Source organism: Clostridium chauvoei (assembly GCF_002327185.1).
GTDB classification, from domain to species: domain Bacteria; phylum Bacillota; class Clostridia; order Clostridiales; family Clostridiaceae; genus Clostridium; species Clostridium chauvoei.
In genome coordinates, this window is sequence record NZ_CP018624.1 from 1 (window position 1) to 19877 (window position 19877).

Sequence of the window (19877 nt, forward strand, 5' to 3'; positions counted from 1 at the left end):
ATGGATACTGAGCTAAAATCATTATGGGAAAAAACATTAAATATTATAAAAGGTGAAATGAGTGAAGTTAGTTTTAATACTTGGATCAAAAGTTGCGAACCAATTTCTATGTCTTCCCACGAAATAAAAATCAGTGTTCCTAATTCTTTTACCCAAGATATTTTAGAGAAAAGATATAAAGATTTAGTTGTAAACTCTATTGAAGCTGCTTGCTCTAAATTATATAAGGTAGAATTTTTAATAGAATCTGATCTTCAAGAAGCTGAAGAAGAAGTTGAAGTAAAAAAAGCAAATGTAAAAAATACATCATCTGTTACTGTAAATGATGAAATGTCTTGTACATTAAATCCAAAGTATACTTTTGATTCATTTGTAATCGGTAATAGTAATAGATTTGCTCATGCCGCGTCATTAGCAGTTGCTGAATCTCCAGCTAAAGCATATAATCCGCTTTTTATTTATGGAGGAGTTGGTCTTGGTAAGACTCACTTAATGCATGCGATAGGTCATTATATACAACAGAATAATTCAAATGCTAAAGTTGCATACGTATCATCTGAAAAATTTACAAATGAACTTATCAATGCAATTAAAGATGATAAAAATGAAGAATTTAGAACAAGATACAGAAATGTTGACGTTCTTTTAATAGATGATATTCAATTTATTGCTGGAAAAGAAAGAACTCAAGAAGAATTTTTCCATACTTTTAATGCTCTTCATGATGCAAATAAGCAAATTATTCTATCATCAGATAGACCACCAAAAGAAATTCCAACTTTAGAAGATAGACTTAGATCTAGATTCGAATGGGGTCTTATTGCTGATATTCAAGCTCCAGACTTTGAAACAAGAATGGCTATTTTAAAGAAAAAAGCTGATGTAGAAAAGCTTAATGTTGCAAATGAAGTTATGGTTTATATAGCGACAAAAATTAAATCAAATATCAGAGAATTAGAAGGTGCTTTAATAAGAATAGTAGCTTACTCTTCTTTAACTAATAGGGATATTACAGTAGATTTAGCTACTGAAGCGTTAAAAGACATTATTTCAAATAAACAAAATAAAAATATTACAATAGATGTAATTCAAGATGTAGTTTCTGGATACTTTAATCTAAGAGTAGAAGATTTAAAGTCTCAAAGAAGAACTAGGAATGTATCGTATCCTAGACAAATAGCTATGTACTTAAGTAGAAAACTTACAGATATGTCTTTACCTAAAATTGGTGAAGAATTTGGGGGTAGAGATCATACTACTGTAATTCATGCTTACGAAAAGATTTCTGATAGTTTAAATACAGATGAAAGTCTACAACATACAGTAAATGATATAACAAAGAAACTCACTCAAAATTAATCAACAAATGTACATAACTTTATAGAATTATGTGTGGATAACTTTTCGAAAGCATATTGCTTGTTATTAATGTGGATAACGTATTGTTTTTTTGCTCTACTTATCCACAATATTTTTTTATAAAAAATCTAATGATTATAAGGGCTGAGAGTACTTTTCCACATATCCACAGCCCCTACTACTATTATTATTAATATATATATCTATATTATCTTATTTAGTATACTAATCATTGTTTATAACTTAGGAGGTATTTTATGATTTTTATATGTGAAAAACAAAAATTACAAGAAGCTATTTCTATAGCAACTAAAGCTATAACTGGAAAAACAACAATGCCTATCTTAGAAGGTATATATATATGTGCAACTAAACATGGTTTAACTTTAATTGGTTCAGATATGGACGTATCTATAGAAACTAAATTAATAGCAGATGTTTTAGAAGAAGGTAAAATCGTTATTGATGCTAAGATTTTTAGTGAAATAATAAGAAAGTTACCAAATTCAGAAGTAAAAATAGAAACATTAGAAAATAATATAATACAAATAACTTGTGAGAAGTCAGTATTTAACTTAGTTTATATGAATGGAGAAGACTATCCATCTTTACCAAGTATAAATGAAAATTTAACAGTTGAAGTTCCACAAAACATATTAAAAAATATGATAAAAGGAACTGCTTTTGCTATAGCTCAAGATGAAACTAGACCAATTCTTCAAGGTATTCTTTTTGAAGTTAAAAACAAAACTCTTAATTTAGTTGCATTAGATGGATATAGATTAGCTGTTAAAAGTGAATTTTTAGATAATGATAACGAAATAGAAGTTGTTATACCTGGAAAAACATTAAATGAAGTTTCAAAAATACTAGAAGATATATCAGATATAGTTAAAATAACATTTACGAACAATCATATTTTATTTAATTTGAATGATACAAAAGTTATTTCTAGATTATTAGATGGAAAATTTGTTAACTATGAATCACTTTTACCTCAAGAATATAAAATACTTGTAAATGTTAATAAACAAAAATTACAAAATTGTATTGAAAGAGCATCTCTTATGGCTAAGGACGGAAATAGTAATTTAATAAAATTAGATGTTCAAGAGGATACGTTAATTATCACATCTAATTCTCAATTGGGAAAAGTAAGGGAAGAAGTTTCGATAAATCTGCAAGGTGAAGATATTCAAATTGCATTTAATTCAAGATATTTATTAGATGTTCTTAAAACTATGGAAGATGATGAAGTAGTTATGCAAATGACTTCAAGTGTAAGTCCTTGTGTTATAAAAGGAAAAAATATGGAAAATGCTAAATACTTAGTTTTACCTGTAAGATTAATAAGATAGAGATGGAGGTGTAAATTAGTGAATAAAATTAGAATAAATATTCACTGATTAGTTAGATATGCAAGAAATAAAAATAAATACTGAGTTTATAAAATTAGATTCATTTTTAAAATGGTGTGGAGTTGCTTCTTTAGGATCAGAAGCTAAAATTTATGTTCTAGAAGAAATGGTTAAAGTAAATGGTGAAGTTTGTACCCAAAGAGGAAAAAAAATTAGACCTGGAGATATAGTAGAATTTGAAGGAGCAGAATATAAGGTTATATAGTTGATTAATCTTATTATTACTTAAAAATTTTCTATAATCACTTTTTACTCATCTAACTATGATATAATTAAATAGGTGTTAAAAATGTATATTAAAAGACTACAAATGTTGAATTATAGAAACTATAAAGCACTAGATATTGATCTTGGAAAATATGTAAATGTATTTATGGGTGACAATGCTCAAGGAAAAACTAATATACTAGAAGCTATGTATTATTGTGCATTTGCCAAATCACATAGAACTTCTAGGGATAGAGAACTTTTAAATTGGGATAGCTCGAATGCATATGTAAGTCTTACTGTAGGTAAAGATAGATTAGATAAAAAAATAGATATAACTATTTTAAAAGACGGTAAGAAGGCAATAAGAATAAATAAAGTTAAAGTTACAAAAATAGGAGAACTATTTGGAAACTTTAATGTAGTTATGTTTTCACCAGAGGATTTAAAAATAATAAAAGATTCGCCAGGAATAAGGCGAAAATTTATGGATATGGAATTATGCCAATTAAATTCAAAATATTATTATAATCTAGTTCAATATAATAAGGTTTTAAATGAACGGAATATAATTTTAAAAAATAAAAGAATAGATGAAGAAATATTAGATATTTATGATATACAATTGGCAAATTATGGTCATAATATAATAATAGAACGACTTAAGTATATAGAGAAATTAAATCTTTACGGAAAAAGTATACATAAGGATATATCCTCTGGTAAGGAAGACATTGAGTTTAAATATATAACTTTAATAAAAAATTTAGAGAACGTAAAAGCTGATTTCTATGAACTATTAAAGAAAAACAGAAAAAAGGACATAGAAAGAAGAATAACTAGCGTTGGACCGCATAGAGATGATTTTTCAACTCTTATAAATGGTGTAGATACAAAGAGTTTTGGATCTCAAGGACAGCAAAGGTCAGCTGTGTTAACAATAAAATTTGCATCTTTAAAAATAATAAAAGAGTTAACTTCAGAATACCCTGTTCTTTTACTAGATGATGTATTATCTGAATTAGATTTTAGTAGGAAAAGATATATTCTTAAGACTATTGGCGAAATTCAAACTGTAATAACTTGTACAGGGATAGAGGATTTAACAGATTATTTAGATGAAAATTCTAAGGTTTTTAAAGTTAAAAATGGAGAAATCCTAAACTAGCAAGGAGGAATTCATATGTTTTTACATTTAGGAGAAAATGTAGTAGTTCCTATTAAAGACGTAATAGGGATTTTTGATTTACAAACGACTATGTATAGCTCTGATACAAGTGCATTCTTAAGAATGGCAGAAGAAGATGGATTTGTAGAGAAGATATCTAAAGAGAAACCAAAGTCTTTTGTTATAGCGGAAGTGAATAAAATGAGCAAGATATATTTATCACCAATATCATCTTCAACTTTAACCAAAAGAACAAATATAGATTATAATCCATAAGTCCAATATTTAAACCTTCAATGTGATTATAATAAAATATGTGATTTTAGGAGGAAATTATGTTGGAACAAAATAAACAAAATTATGATGAAAGTCAGATACAGGTTCTTGAAGGATTAGAAGCAGTTAGAAAAAGACCTGGAATGTATATAGGAAGTACAAGTTCTAGAGGATTACATCACTTAGTTTATGAAATAGTAGATAATAGTATTGATGAAGCACTAGCTGGATTCTGTAAAAATATAGAAGTTACCATAAATGAGGATAACTCTATAACAGTAATAGATGATGGTAGAGGTATGCCTACAGGAATACACCCTAAAATGGGAAAATCAACTGTAGAAGTAATTATGACTGTATTACATGCTGGTGGTAAATTCGGTGGAGGAGGATACAAAGTATCTGGTGGTCTTCATGGGGTTGGTGCATCTGTTGTAAATGCATTATCAGAGTGGTGTGAAGTTACTGTAAAAAGAGAAGGCGCTATATGGCAACAAAAATACTCAAGAGGAAATGTTTTAAGTGAGTTATCTAAAATAGGAGAATCTGATGAACATGGTACACAAGTAAAGTTTAAACCAGATTTAGAAATATTCGAAGAAACGGAATATGATTTTGATATTTTATCAAATAGATTAAGAGAGTTAGCTTTTTTAAATAAAGGAATAAGCATAACACTTAAAGATAAGAGAGAAGATGAAGAAAGAGTAGAAAATTATCTTTATGAAGGTGGAATAAAAGAATTTGTTTTATATCTTAATAGGAATAAAGAAGTTCTTCATCCAGAACCAATCTATGTTGAAGGTGAAAAAGATGGAATTATAGCGGAAATATCACTTCAATATAACGATGGATATAGTGAAAATTTATATTCATTTGCTAATAACATAGACACAATAGAAGGTGGGACTCACTTAGCTGGTTTTAAAACTGCTTTAACAAGAGTAATAAATGATTATGCTAAGAAGTTTGGTCATATAAAAGAAAATGATAAAAACCTTTCAGGAGATGATATTAGAGAAGGGTTGACTGCAGTTGTATCTATAAAGATATCAGAACCACAATTTGAAGGTCAAACAAAAACAAAGTTAGGTAATTCAGAAGTAAGAGGTATTGTTGATTCTATATTAGCAGAGGGAGCTTCAGTATTCTTAGAAGAGAATCCTAACGTTGGTAAGATTATAATAGAAAAGGCTTTAATGGCAGCTAGAGCTAGAGATGCAGCAAGAAAAGCAAGAGAATTAACAAGAAAATCAGTATTAGAACGTTCATCATTACCTGGGAAATTAGCAGATTGTTCATCTAAAGATCCTATGGAATGTGAAATTTATATAGTCGAAGGGGATTCAGCGGGTGGTTCAGCTAAGCAAGGAAGAGATAGAAAATTCCAAGCTATTTTACCTCTAAAGGGTAAAATAATGAACGTTGAAAAACAAAGATTAGATAAGATACTTAATTCTGACTCTATAAGATCAATGGTTACAGCTTTTGGAGCTGGAATAGGAAAAGACTTTGATTTAGAAAAGATAAGATACAATAGAATAATAATAATGACAGATGCTGATGTAGATGGAGCTCATATAAGAACATTATTATTAACATTCTTCTATAGATATATGAGAGAGTTATTAGAACAAGGGCACGTTTATATAGCACAACCACCACTTTATCAAGTTAAGAAGAACAAAAAGGAATACTATGCTTATTCTGATCAAGAACTTGAAAAGCTGTTAATTGAAGTTGGAGGTAAGGATAACTCAACTAATATTCAAAGATACAAAGGTCTTGGAGAAATGAATGCTACTCAATTATGGGAAACAACAATGGATCCAGAAAGAAGAGTTTTATTAAAGGCAACAATAGAAGATGCTATAGCAGCAGATGAAATATTCACTATTCTAATGGGTGATAAAGTTGAACCAAGAAGAGAATTTATTACAAAAAATGCTAAGAAAGTAAGCAATTTAGATATTTAGTACTAGAACGAGGTGAAGTACATGAGTTTAAACGAGGGAAAAGTTATACCTGTTGATATAAATAGGGAAATGAAAAAGTGTTATATAGATTATGCTATGAGTGTTATAGTTGGTCGTGCATTACCAGATGTTAGAGATGGACTAAAACCTGTTCATAGAAGAATACTTTATTCTATGCAAGAATTAGGATTATCTCCAGAAAAGGGATATAGAAAATGTGCAAGAATAGTAGGGGAAGTTTTAGGTAAATATCATCCACATGGTGATTCATCAGTGTATGATGCACTTGTAAGAATGGCTCAAGATTTTTCAATGAGATATATGTTAGTAGATGGACATGGAAACTTTGGGTCTGTAGATGGTGATAATGCAGCTGCAATGAGATATACAGAAGCAAAGATGAATAAAATTGCGGCTGAGATGCTAAGAGATATAAATAAAGATACTGTTAATTTTATTCCTAACTTTGATGGCGAAGAAAAAGAACCAGAAGTATTACCATCAAGATATCCAAATCTTTTAGTTAATGGATCTTCAGGTATAGCCGTTGGTATGGCTACTAATATACCACCTCATAACTTAGGTGAAGTTATAGATGGTACTATAATGCTTATAGATAATCCAGAAACTACAGTATTAGAATTAATGACTTTAATTAAAGGACCAGATTTCCCAACTGGAGCAACTATAATGGGTAAGGCTGGGATAAGAGCAGCTTATGAAACTGGTAAAGGTAGAATAGTTGTTAGAGCAAAGGCTGAAATAGAAGAAGAAAATAATAGACACAAGATAGTGGTTACTGAAATACCATATCAAGTAAATAAAGCTAAACTTATAGAAAATATAGCTGATTTAGTTAAAGATAAAAAGATAGTTGGAATATCAGATTTAAGAGATGAATCTGATAGAGAAGGTATGAGAATAGTAATAGAGCTTAAAAAAGATGCTAATCCAAATGTAGTATTAAATCTTTTATATAAGCATACTAAAATGCAAGATACTTTCGGTGTTATAATGTTAGCTCTAGTTAACAACGAACCACAAATACTAAATTTAAAGCAAGTATTAGATAACTACATAACATTCCAAAAAGAAGTTATTACAAGAAGAACTACATTCGAGTTAAATAAGGCTGAAGCAAGAGCTCATATCTTAGAAGGGTTAAGAATAGCACTTGATAATATTGATGAAGTAATTAGCATAATTAGAAGTTCAAAAACTTCAGAGATTGCTAAAAATACATTAATAGAGAGATTTGATTTAAGTGATAAGCAAGCTACTGCTATCTTAGAAATGAGACTAAGAAGACTTACTGGTCTTGAAAGAGATAAGATTGAAGAAGAGTATGCGGAACTTATGAAGTTAATAGATTATTTAAACTCAATACTTGCAAGTGAAGAAAAACTTTTAAGTGTAATTAAAGATGAATTATTACAAATAAAGGCTAAATACAATGATGAAAGACGAACTTCAATTGAAAAAGTTGTAAATGAAATAGATATTGAAGATCTTATTCAAGAAGAAGAAGTTGTTGTTACATTAACTCATACAGGATATATAAAGAGAATATCAGCTGATACTTATTCTGCTCAAAGAAGAGGGGGAAGAGGTATTCAAGCTATGTCTACAAAAGAAGATGACTTCGTAGAACATGTTAATATAACTTCAACTCATTCAGATGTATTATTCTTTACAAATAGAGGAAGAGTATACAAGTTAAGAGCATATGAAATTCCTGATGCAGGAAGAACTGCAAAAGGAACTAATATTATAAATCTAATAGCTATAGAACAAGACGAGAGAATTGAGACTGTGTTAACAGTTAGAGATGATGTTAGTGATGGATTCTTATTTATGGGTACAAAACAAGGATTAGTTAAGAAAACTCCATTATCTGATTTCAAAAATCTTAGAAAGAATGGATTAATAGCTATAAATTTAAGAGATGGAGATGAATTACTTAAGGTTAAAGTTACTAGAGGAGATGCAGATATAATAATTGCAACTCAAGATGGTAATGCTATTAAGTTCAATGAGCAAGATGTAAGACCAATGGGTAGAACAGCAGCAGGAGTTAAATCTATAAATCTTAGAGAAGATGATGTAGCTGTGTGTATGGATATAGCTGTAGAAGGTGAAGATCTATTAGTTATAAGTGAAAATGGATTTGGTAAGAGAACACCTGTTAGTGAATATAAGAGACAAAAAAGAGGTGGAACAGGTCTTATAACTTATAAAATAAGTGAAAAGACTGGTAAGTTAGTTGGAGCTACAGTATGTAAGGTTGAAGATGAGTTAATGCTTATAAATACAAGTGGAGTAGCTATAAGAATAAATGTTTTAGATATATCAGTAACAAGTAGGTCTGCTATGGGCGTAACACTTATGAGAACTAGTGAAGAAGAACAGGTTGTAGCTATAGCTAAAATAACAGGTGGCGATGAAGAAAAGGACGTTCAAATTTCAATGGATGAAAATAATAGCGAAGTCGCAGTAGAGACATCAGAAGCTGTTTTAGATGGAAATAAGGAAATTGACAATAATCTTAATGAGCTTATTGAAAGATCTGAAGAAGATAACTAATATGAGTATATATGTGCAAGGGTTGTATGTATAGGCCACAATATATAACAATAAGTTAATAAAGAGAGATGTAATGAATAGAATTATTCTATATACATTACATCTTTTTTTATTTAATAAATTTAAAATAAATCTCAATATAGTGGGTTTTTTATAGAAAATTTATGGTTAAAGCATAAAAAAAGAGGTTTTTAAATTGATATTAAAGTAAAAAACACATACTAATTGCAGTAACCTTAACCACGTGTATCATAAATAGAAAAACTAAGTAAAAATAAGAAAAATTAAGTAAAATAAAAATAAATTCATTTAAACAACATGAAAGACGAAAACAGATTTTGTTTTAGATGGTAAGATAAATCTCGTCGCTGAGAGATGCGGCAACAAATTGAAAACAACTTAGAAAATAAATTTTAAAAAAGTTGTTGACAATAACAAAAACAAATGATAAGATAAATGAGTCGCTTGAGGGCGATGAAGAAAATGGTCTTTGAAAATTGAACAGAATAAAAGTTAAGTATAACCAGCAATTCTTTTGAAAGTCTTAAAACAAAGACTCAAAGTAATTTGAGCACAGATTAAACTTTTTAGTGAGAGTTTGATCCTGGCTCAGGACGAACGCTGGCGGCGTGCCTAACACATGCAAGTCGAGCGAGGAGAGTTCCTTCGGGAACAAACCTAGCGGCGGACGGGTGAGTAACACGTGGGCAACCTGCCTTGTAGAGGGGAATAGCCTTCCGAAAGGAAGATTAATACCGCATAATATTGCAGCTTCGCATGGAGCAGTAATTAAAGGAGCAATCCGCTACAAGATGGGCCCGCGGCGCATTAGCTAGTTGGTGAGGTAACGGCTCACCAAGGCGACGATGCGTAGCCGACCTGAGAGGGTGATCGGCCACATTGGGACTGAGACACGGCCCAGACTCCTACGGGAGGCAGCAGTGGGGAATATTGCACAATGGGGGAAACCCTGATGCAGCAACGCCGCGTGAGTGATGAAGGTTTTCGGATCGTAAAGCTCTGTCTTCAGGGACGATAATGACGGTACCTGAGGAGGAAGCCACGGCTAACTACGTGCCAGCAGCCGCGGTAATACGTAGGTGGCGAGCGTTGTCCGGATTTACTGGGCGTAAAGGGAGCGTAGGCGGACTTTTAAGTGAGATGTGAAATACCCGGGCTCAACTTGGGTGCTGCATTTCAAACTGGAAGTCTAGAGTGCAGGAGAGGAGAGTGGAATTCCTAGTGTAGCGGTGAAATGCGTAGAGATTAGGAAGAACACCAGTGGCGAAGGCGACTCTCTGGACTGTAACTGACGCTGAGGCTCGAAAGCGTGGGGAGCAAACAGGATTAGATACCCTGGTAGTCCACGCCGTAAACGATGGATACTAGGTGTGGGAGGTATCAACTCCTTCCGTGCCGCCGTTAACACATTAAGTATCCCGCCTGGGGAGTACGGTCGCAAGATTAAAACTCAAAGGAATTGACGGGGGCCCGCACAAGCAGCGGAGCATGTGGTTTAATTCGAAGCAACGCGAAGAACCTTACCTAGACTTGACATCTCCTGCATTACTCTTAATCGAGGAAGTCTCTTCGGAGACAGGATGACAGGTGGTGCATGGTTGTCGTCAGCTCGTGTCGTGAGATGTTGGGTTAAGTCCCGCAACGAGCGCAACCCTTATTGTTAGTTGCTACCATTTAGTTGAGCACTCTAGCGAGACTGCCCGGGTTAACCGGGAGGAAGGTGGGGATGACGTCAAATCATCATGCCCCTTATGTCTAGGGCTACACACGTGCTACAATGGCAAGTACAACGAGATGCAATACCGCGAGGTGGAGCTAAACTATAAAACTTGTCTCAGTTCGGATTGTAGGCTGAAACTCGCCTACATGAAGCTGGAGTTGCTAGTAATCGCGAATCAGCATGTCGCGGTGAATACGTTCCCGGGCCTTGTACACACCGCCCGTCACACCATGAGAGTTGGCAATACCCAAAGTTCGTGAGCTAACCGCAAGGAGGCAGCGACCTAAGGTAGGGTCAGCGATTGGGGTGAAGTCGTAACAAGGTAGCCGTAGGAGAACCTGCGGCTGGATCACCTCCTTTCTATGGAGAAATCTAGTTAACAAGATGATTAACTAGTATATTTCAAAAGAAGAGTTATCTTAACTTCTGTTCAATTTTGAAGGACCAAAATCCTTCAAAATTTTGTTCTTTGAAAATTGCACATGAATTAAAACAACTTTATTAACAAATGTTAATTGAGAAGTGACAACAAGCCAAGAAAAATATTCTTTGTGATATAAATTGACTCTTTGTAAAAAGAGAACCGTAAAGGTCAAGCTACAAAGGGCGCATGGTGAATGCCTTGGCATCAGGAGCCGATGAAGGACGTGATAAGCTGCGATAAGCTTCGGGTAGGCGCACATAGCCAGTGATCCGGAGATTTCCGAATGAGGGAACTCACATGGGAAACCCCATGTATCCTGTAATGAATAAATAGTTACAGGAAGGTAAACCTAGGGAACTGAAACATCTAAGTACCTAGAGGAAGAGAAAGAAAAATCGATTTTCTGAGTAGCGGCGAGCGAAAGGGAAAGAGCCCAAACCAGAGATTTATCTCTGGGGTTGCGGACAGAACATTAAATAAACTAATTTGTAACCGAAAATAACTGGAAAGTTAGGCCATAGAGTGTAATAGCCACGTAGGTAAAACAGAAAGGTTTAGAGTTCTGATCCAGAGTACCACGAGACACGTGAAACCTTGTGGGAAGCAGGGAGGACCACCTCCCAAGGCTAAATACTACCTGATGACCGATAGTGAAGCAGTACCGTGAGGGAAAGGTGAAAAGAACCCCGGGAGGGGAGTGAAATAGAACCTGAAACCGTGTGCCTACAACCGGTCAGAGCACCATATGAGTGTGATGACGTGCTTTTTGTAGAACGAGCCAACGAGTTACAGTATGTAGCAAGGTTAAGTACTTAAGGTACGGAGCCGAAGGGAAACCGAGTCTTAATAGGGCGACTAGTTGCATGCCGTAGACCCGAAACCGGGTGACCTATCCATGGCCAGGTTGAAGCGGGGGTAAAACCCCGTGGAGGACCGAACCACGTTGCTGTTGAAAAAGCATGGGATGAGCTGTGGATAGCGGAGAAATTCCAATCGAACTCGGAGATAGCTGGTTCTCCTCGAAATAGCTTTAGGGCTAGCGTCGGATATGAGTAATGGAGGTAGAGCACTGAATGGGCTAGGGGCGTATCGCTTACCGAACCTTATCAAACTCCGAATGCCATATACTATTAGTCCGGCAGTCAGACTACGAATGATAAGATCCGTGGTCAAAAGGGAAAAAGCCCAGATCGTCAGCTAAGGTCCCAAAGTGTAAGTTAAGTGGAAAAGGATGTGGGATTTCTAAGACAACTAGGATGTTGGCTTAGAAGCAGCCACTCATTGAAAGAGTGCGTAATAGCTCACTAGTCGAGAGATCCTGCGCCGAAAATGTCCGGGGCTCAAACTTACCACCGAAGCTACGGGCTCATCGTAAGATGAGCGGTAGAGGAGCGTCGTAATCGGGCTGAAGTCGTACCGTAAGGAGCGGTGGACTGATTACGAGTGAGAATGTTGGCATTAGTAGCGAGATGTGAGTGAGAATCTCACAGGTCGAAAATCTAAGGTTTCCTGGGGAAGGCTCGTCCGCCCAGGGTTAGTCGGGACCTAAGCCGAGGCCGATAGGCGTAGGCGATGGACAATCGGTTGATATTCCGATACCACTACAATCGTTATTATCGATGGTGTGACGGAGAAGGATAGGATGTGCTAGCGATTGGAAATGCTAGTCTAAGCGTTTAGGGAGTTGAAACAGGCAAATCCGTTTCAACAATTCTGAGGCGTGATGGGGAAGGCCAAAAGGCTGAAGTATCTGATTCCATGCTTCCAAGAAAAGCATCTAGAGAGAGAAGTAGTGCCCGTACCGCAAACCGACACAGGTAGATGAGGAGAGAATCCTAAGACCAGCGGAAGAATTGCAGTTAAGGAACTAGGCAAATTGACCCCGTAAGTTAGCGAGAAGGGGTGCCTACGAGAGTAGGCCGCAGAGAATAGGCCCAAGCAACTGTTTAGCAAAAACACAGGTCTCTGCTAAAGCGCAAGCTGATGTATAGGGGCTGACGCCTGCCCGGTGCTGGAAGGTTAAGGGGAACACTTAGCGTAAGCGAAGGTGTGAACTTAAGCCCCAGTAAACGGCGGCCGTAACTATAACGGTCCTAAGGTAGCGAAATTCCTTGTCAGGTAAGTTCTGACCCGCACGAATGGCGTAATGACTTGGGCACTGTCTCAACTGCAAATCCGGCGAAGTTGTAGTGCGAGTGAAGATGCTCGCTACCCGCGATTGGACGGAAAGACCCCGTAGAGCTTTACTGTAGCTTAGCATTGAATTCCGATATTGTCTGTACAGGATAGGTGGGAGACTGGGAAACTAGGGCGTCAGCCTTGGTGGAGTCATCCTTGGGATACCACCCTGACAGTATTGGGGTTCTAACCGGACGCCATGAATCTGGTGACGGGACATTGTTAGGTGGGCAGTTTGACTGGGGCGGTCGCCTCCTAAAAAGTAACGGAGGCGCCCAAAGGTTCCCTCAGAACGGTCGGAAATCGTTCGAAGAGTGCAAAGGCAGAAGGGAGCCTGACTGCGACACCCACAAGTGGAGCAGGGACGAAAGTCGGGCTTAGTGATCCGGTGGTACCTCGTGGGAGAGCCATCGCTCAACGGATAAAAGCTACCTCGGGGATAACAGGCTGATCTCCCCCAAGAGTCCACATCGACGGGGAGGTTTGGCACCTCGATGTCGGCTCGTCGCATCCTGGGGCTGTAGTAGGTCCCAAGGGTTGGGCTGTTCGCCCATTAAAGCGGCACGCGAGCTGGGTTCAGAACGTCGTGAGACAGTTCGGTCCCTATCCGTCGCGGGCGTAGGAAATTTGAGAGGAGCTGTCCTTAGTACGAGAGGACCGGGATGGACTGACCTCTGGTGCACCAGTTGTTCTGCCAAGAGCATGGCTGGGTAGCTAAGTCGGGAAGGGATAAACGCTGAAAGCATCTAAGCGTGAAGCCCCCCTCAAGATGAGATTTCCCATAGCATAAGCTAGTAAGACCCCTTGAAGAACACAAGGTTGATAGGTCAGAGGTGTAAGTGTGGTAACATATTTAGCTGACTGATACTAATAGGTCGAGGGCTTGACCAATAACGAAATGGCAAAAATTCATGTGCAATTTTCAGAGAACATCTCTGAAAAGGTAACTTAGCTATGCTAAGTGCTTTACACCAACCAAATCATAGATTTGGGGTGACAATGCATCTGGTGATGATGGCGTAGAGGAAACACTCCTTCCCATTCCGAACAGGAAAGTTAAGCTCTACAGCGTCGATGGTACTGCATGGGAGACTGTGTGGGAGAATAGAACGTTGCCAGGTAAACTGAGGATCTTTAGCTCAGTTGGTTAGAGCAACCGGCTCATAACCGGTAGGTCCGGGGTTCGAGTCCCTGAAGGTCCACCATATTTGGGGGTATAGCTCAGTTGGGAGAGCACTTGCCTTGCACGCAAGGGGTCAAGAGTTCGAATCTCTTTATCTCCACCAAAAGCTACGAAGTATTTCGTAGCTTTTTTTGTGCTATAAAATAAATTATTTTAAATTATTATTAAGAATAGAGAACTATCTAAAACAAAAAATAGTTTTATGAAGTTAGATATAGAAATAATAAATTGTACTATAAAAAAGTATTATAATGGTTAAATTAAATAAAATATCTTATATTTAATATAGATATATAAGAAGAATATTCGAACTATTAATACAAAATATAGTAACTCACCCAGGTGTATCAGTATAAGAAAAATGTAGAATAATATAGAAAAAAAGAGTATATAGCTAATAATTTGAATATATAATGGTTATACACTCGAATTATTAGCTTTTAAGATGATATCATAAGTCATGTTCTCAGCAAGAGTGCTTGAGATTACATTAAAAGATAAATCAACAACTTAAATTGTTTTAAAATAAATTCAAAAAAGTGTTGACAAAATGTTTTAATGATGGTAAGATAAATGAGTCGCTTGAGGGCGATGAAGAAAATGGTCTTTGAAAATTGAACAGAATAAAAGTTAAGTATAACCAGCAATTCTTTTGAAAGTCTTAAAACAAAGACTCAAAGTAATTTGAGCACAGATTAAACTTTTTAGTGAGAGTTTGATCCTGGCTCAGGACGAACGCTGGCGGCGTGCCTAACACATGCAAGTCGAGCGAGGAGAGTTCCTTCGGGAACAAACCTAGCGGCGGACGGGTGAGTAACACGTGGGCAACCTGCCTTGTAGAGGGGAATAGCCTTCCGAAAGGAAGATTAATACCGCATAATATTGCAGCTTCGCATGGAGCAGTAATTAAAGGAGCAATCCGCTACAAGATGGGCCCGCGGCGCATTAGCTAGTTGGTGAGGTAACGGCTCACCAAGGCGACGATGCGTAGCCGACCTGAGAGGGTGATCGGCCACATTGGGACTGAGACACGGCCCAGACTCCTACGGGAGGCAGCAGTGGGGAATATTGCACAATGGGGGAAACCCTGATGCAGCAACGCCGCGTGAGTGATGAAGGTTTTCGGATCGTAAAGCTCTGTCTTCAGGGACGATAATGACGGTACCTGAGGAGGAAGCCACGGCTAACTACGTGCCAGCAGCCGCGGTAATACGTAGGTGGCGAGCGTTGTCCGGATTTACTGGGCGTAAAGGGAGCGTAGGCGGACTTTTAAGTGAGATGTGAAATACCCGGGCTCAACTTGGGTGCTGCATTTCAAACTGGAAGTCTAGAGTGCAGGAGAGGAGAGTGGAATTCCTAGTGTAGCGGTGAAATGCGTAGAGATTAGGAAGAACACCAGTGGCGAAGGCGACTCTCTGGACTGTAACTGACGCTGAGGCTCGAAAGCGTGGGGAGCAAACAGGATTAGATACCCTGGTAGTCCACGCCGTAAACGATGGATACTAGGTGTGGGAGGTATCAACTCCTTCCGTGCCGCCGTTAACACATTAAGTATCCCGCCTGGGGAGTACGGTCGCAAGATTAAAACTCAAAGGAATTGACGGGGGCCCGCACAAGCAGCGGAGCATGTGGTTTAATTCGAAGCAACGCGAAGAACCTTACCTAGACTTGACATCTCCTGCATTACTCTTAATCGAGGAAGTCTCTTCGGAGACAGGATGACAGGTGGTGCATGGTTGTCGTCAGCTCGTGTCGTGAGATGTTGGGTTAAGTCCCGCAACGAGCGCAACCCTTATTGTTAGTTGCTACCATTTAGTTGAGCACTCTAGCGAGACTGCCCGGGTTAACCGGGAGGAAGGTGGGGATGACGTCAAATCATCATGCCCCTTATGTCTAGGGCTACACACGTGCTACAATGGCAAGTACAACGAGATGCAATACCGCGAGGTGGAGCTAAACTATAAAACTTGTCTCAGTTCGGATTGTAGGCTGAAACTCGCCTACATGAAGCTGGAGTTGCTAGTAATCGCGAATCAGCATGTCGCGGTGAATACGTTCCCGGGCCTTGTACACACCGCCCGTCACACCATGAGAGTTGGCAATACCCAAAGTTCGTGAGCTAACTGCAAGGAGGCAGCGACCTAAGGTAGGGTCAGCGATTGGGGTGAAGTCGTAACAAGGTAGCCGTAGGAGAACCTGCGGCTGGATCACCTCCTTTCTATGGAGAAATCTAGTTAACAAGATGATTAACTAGTATATTTCAAAAGAAGAGTTATCTTAACTTCTGTTCAATTTTGAAGGACCAAAATCCTTCAAAATTTTGTTCTTTGAAAATTGCACATGAATTAAAACAACTTTATTAACAAATGTTAATTGAGAAGTGACAACAAGCCAAGAAAAATATTCTTTGTGATATAAATTGACTCTTTGTAAAAAGAGAACCGTAAAGGTCAAGCTACAAAGGGCGCATGGTGAATGCCTTGGCATCAGGAGCCGATGAAGGACGTGATAAGCTGCGATAAGCTTCGGGTAGGCGCACATAGCCAGTGATCCGGAGATTTCCGAATGAGGGAACTCACATGGGAAACCCCATGTATCCTGTAATGAATAAATAGTTACAGGAAGGTAAACCTAGGGAACTGAAACATCTAAGTACCTAGAGGAAGAGAAAGAAAAATCGATTTTCTGAGTAGCGGCGAGCGAAAGGGAAAGAGCCCAAACTAGAGATTTATCTCTGGGGTTGCGGACAGAACATTAAATAAACTAATTTGTAACCGAAAATAACTGGAAAGTTAGGCCATAGAGTGTAATAGCCACGTAGGTAAAACAGAAAGGTTTAGAGTTCTGATCCAGAGTACCACGAGACACGTGAAACCTTGTGGGAAGCAGGGAGGACCACCTCCCAAGGCTAAATACTACCTGATGACCGATAGTGAAGCAGTACCGTGAGGGAAAGGTGAAAAGAACCCCGGGAGGGGAGTGAAATAGAACCTGAAACCGTGTGCCTACAACCGGTCAGAGCACCATATGAGTGTGATGACGTGCTTTTTGTAGAACGAGCCAACGAGTTACGGTATGTAGCAAGGTTAAGTACTTAAGGTACGGAGCCGAAGGGAAACCGAGTCTTAATAGGGCGACTAGTTGCATGCCGTAGACCCGAAACCGGGTGACCTATCCATGGCCAGGTTGAAGCGGGGGTAAAACCCCGTGGAGGACCGAACCACGTTGCTGTTGAAAAAGCATGGGATGAGCTGTGGATAGCGGAGAAATTCCAATCGAACTCGGAGATAGCTGGTTCTCCTCGAAATAGCTTTAGGGCTAGCGTCGGATATGAGTAATGGAGGTAGAGCACTGAATGGGCTAGGGGGCGTATCGCTTACCGAACCTTATCAAACTCCGAATGCCATATACTATTAGTCCGGCAGTCAGACTACGAATGATAAGATCCGTGGTCAAAAGGGAAAAAGCCCAGATCGTCAGCTAAGGTCCCAAAGTGTAAGTTAAGTGGAAAAGGATGTGGGATTTCTAAGACAACTAGGATGTTGGCTTAGAAGCAGCCACTCATTGAAAGAGTGCGTAATAGCTCACTAGTCGAGAGATCCTGCGCCGAAAATGTCCGGGGCTCAAACTTACCACCGAAGCTACGGGCTCATCGTAAGATGAGCGGTAGAGGAGCGTCGTAATCGGGCTGAAGTCGTACCGTAAGGAGCGGTGGACTGATTACGAGTGAGAATGTTGGCATTAGTAGCGAGATGTGAGTGAGAATCTCACAGGTCGAAAATCTAAGGTTTCCTGGGGAAGGCTCGTCCGCCCAGGGTTAGTCGGGACCTAAGCCGAGGCCGATAGGCGTAGGCGATGGACAATCGGTTGATATTCCGATACCACTACAATCGTTATTATCGATGGTGTGACGGAGAAGGATAGGATGTGCTAGCGATTGGAAATGCTAGTCTAAGCGTTTAGGGAGTTGAAACAGGCAAATCCGTTTCAACAATTCTGAGGCGTGATGGGGAAGGCCAAAAGGCTGAAGTATCTGATTCCATGCTTCCAAGAAAAGCATCTAGAGAGAGAAGTAGTGCCCGTACCGCAAACCGACACAGGTAGATGAGGAGAGAATCCTAAGACCAGCGGAAGAATTGCAGTTAAGGAACTAGGCAAATTGACCCCGTAAGTTAGCGAGAAGGGGTGCCTACGAGAGTAGGCCGCAGAGAATAGGCCCAAGCAACTGTTTAGCAAAAACACAGGTCTCTGCTAAAGCGCAAGCTGATGTATAGGGGCTGACGCCTGCCCGGTGCTGGAAGGTTAAGGGGAACACTTAGCGTAAGCGAAGGTGTGAACTTAAGCCCCAGTAAACGGCGGCCGTAACTATAACGGTCCTAAGGTAGCGAAATTCCTTGTCAGGTAAGTTCTGACCCGCACGAATGGCGTAATGACTTGGGCACTGTCTCAACTGCAAATCCGGCGAAGTTGTAGTGCGAGTGAAGATGCTCGCTACCCGCGATTGGACGGAAAGACCCCGTAGAGCTTTACTGTAGCTTAGCATTGAATTCCGATATTGTCTGTACAGGATAGGTGGGAGACTGGGAAACTAGGGCGTCAGCCTTGGTGGAGTCATCCTTGGGATACCACCCTGACAGTATTGGGGTTCTAACCGGACGCCATGAATCTGGTGACGGGACATTGTTAGGTGGGCAGTTTGACTGGGGCGGTCGCCTCCTAAAAAGTAACGGAGGCGCCCAAAGGTTCCCTCAGAACGGTCGGAAATCGTTCGAAGAGTGCAAAGGCAGAAGGGAGCCTGACTGCGACACCCACAAGTGGAGCAGGGACGAAAGTCGGGCTTAGTGATCCGGTGGTACCTCGTGGGAGGGCCATCGCTCAACGGATAAAAGCTACCTCGGGGATAACAGGCTGATCTCCCCCAAGAGTCCACATCGACGGGGAGGTTTGGCACCTCGATGTCGGCTCGTCGCATCCTGGGGCTGTAGTAGGTCCCAAGGGTTGGGCTGTTCGCCCATTAAAGCGGCACGCGAGCTGGGTTCAGAACGTCGTGAGACAGTTCGGTCCCTATCCGTCGCGGGCGTAGGAAATTTGAGAGGAGCTGTCCTTAGTACGAGAGGACCGGGATGGACTGACCTCTGGTGCACCAGTTGTTCTGCCAAGAGCATGGCTGGGTAGCTAAGTCGGGAAGGGATAAACGCTGAAAGCATCTAAGCGTGAAGCCCCCCTCAAGATGAGATTTCCCATAGCATAAGCTAGTAAGACCCCTTGAAGAACACAAGGTTGATAGGTCAGAGGTGTAAGTGTGGTAACATATTTAGCTGACTGATACTAATAGGTCGAGGGCTTGACCAATAACGAAATGGC

General features: G+C 39.0%; 7 protein-coding genes, 2 tRNA genes and 5 rRNA genes. All 14 read left to right on the forward strand.

Annotated features, from left to right (window positions below; genetic code table 11):
• The 14 genes from dnaA (at nucleotide 1) to BTM21_RS00070 (ending at nucleotide 19865) form a co-directional block, all read left to right on the forward strand.
• On the forward strand, nucleotides 1-1359 hold the full coding sequence (gene dnaA, locus BTM21_RS00005; protein WP_021876887.1) for a chromosomal replication initiator protein DnaA: 1359 nt from the start codon (nucleotides 1-3) through the stop codon (nucleotides 1357-1359).
• Between the two features lie 257 nt (nucleotides 1360-1616).
• Complete coding sequence (gene dnaN, locus BTM21_RS00010) at nucleotides 1617-2717, forward strand: DNA polymerase III subunit beta (RefSeq protein ID WP_021876888.1); 1101 nt, start codon at nucleotides 1617-1619, stop codon at nucleotides 2715-2717.
• Between the two features lie 58 nt (nucleotides 2718-2775).
• Nucleotides 2776-2982 carry a S4 domain-containing protein YaaA gene (yaaA, locus tag BTM21_RS00015; RefSeq protein ID WP_021876889.1) on the forward strand — a complete coding sequence of 69 codons (207 nt, stop codon included), beginning with the start codon at nucleotides 2776-2778 and terminating at the stop codon, nucleotides 2980-2982.
• A gap of 84 nt (nucleotides 2983-3066) precedes the next feature.
• Entirely contained in the window at nucleotides 3067-4152 is a 1086-nt protein-coding gene (recF, locus tag BTM21_RS00020; protein ID WP_079480989.1) for a DNA replication/repair protein RecF, read from the forward strand.
• 15 nt (nucleotides 4153-4167) lie between these two features.
• On the forward strand, nucleotides 4168-4428 hold the full coding sequence (gene remB, locus BTM21_RS00025) for an extracellular matrix regulator RemB (protein WP_021876891.1): 261 nt from the start codon (nucleotides 4168-4170) through the stop codon (nucleotides 4426-4428).
• Between the two features lie 59 nt (nucleotides 4429-4487).
• On the forward strand, nucleotides 4488-6404 hold the full coding sequence (gyrB, locus tag BTM21_RS00030; protein WP_274536739.1) for a DNA topoisomerase (ATP-hydrolyzing) subunit B: 1917 nt from the start codon (nucleotides 4488-4490) through the stop codon (nucleotides 6402-6404).
• Nucleotides 6405-6425: 21 nt separating this feature from the next.
• Nucleotides 6426-8987: a DNA gyrase subunit A gene (gene gyrA, locus BTM21_RS00035; protein WP_021876893.1), complete on the forward strand. Its 2562-nt coding sequence runs from the start codon at nucleotides 6426-6428 to the stop codon at nucleotides 8985-8987.
• A gap of 586 nt (nucleotides 8988-9573) precedes the next feature.
• Nucleotides 9574-11088, forward strand: a 16S ribosomal RNA gene (locus tag BTM21_RS00040).
• Between the two features lie 230 nt (nucleotides 11089-11318).
• Nucleotides 11319-14221, forward strand: a 23S ribosomal RNA gene (locus tag BTM21_RS00045).
• A 113-nt stretch (nucleotides 14222-14334) separates the two neighbouring features.
• Nucleotides 14335-14451 (forward strand): 5S ribosomal RNA (rrf, locus tag BTM21_RS00050).
• Nucleotides 14452-14458: 7 nt separating this feature from the next.
• Nucleotides 14459-14535 (forward strand) — tRNA-Ile (locus tag BTM21_RS00055).
• A 5-nt stretch (nucleotides 14536-14540) separates the two neighbouring features.
• Nucleotides 14541-14616: transfer RNA gene (locus tag BTM21_RS00060), tRNA-Ala, on the forward strand.
• A 600-nt stretch (nucleotides 14617-15216) separates the two neighbouring features.
• Nucleotides 15217-16731 (forward strand): 16S ribosomal RNA (locus BTM21_RS00065).
• 230 nt (nucleotides 16732-16961) lie between these two features.
• A 23S ribosomal RNA gene (locus BTM21_RS00070) occupies nucleotides 16962-19865 on the forward strand.
• The 16S, 23S and 5S rRNA genes sit together here with 2 tRNA genes alongside, the layout of an rRNA operon.
• Nucleotides 19866-19877 lie beyond the last annotated feature (12 nt).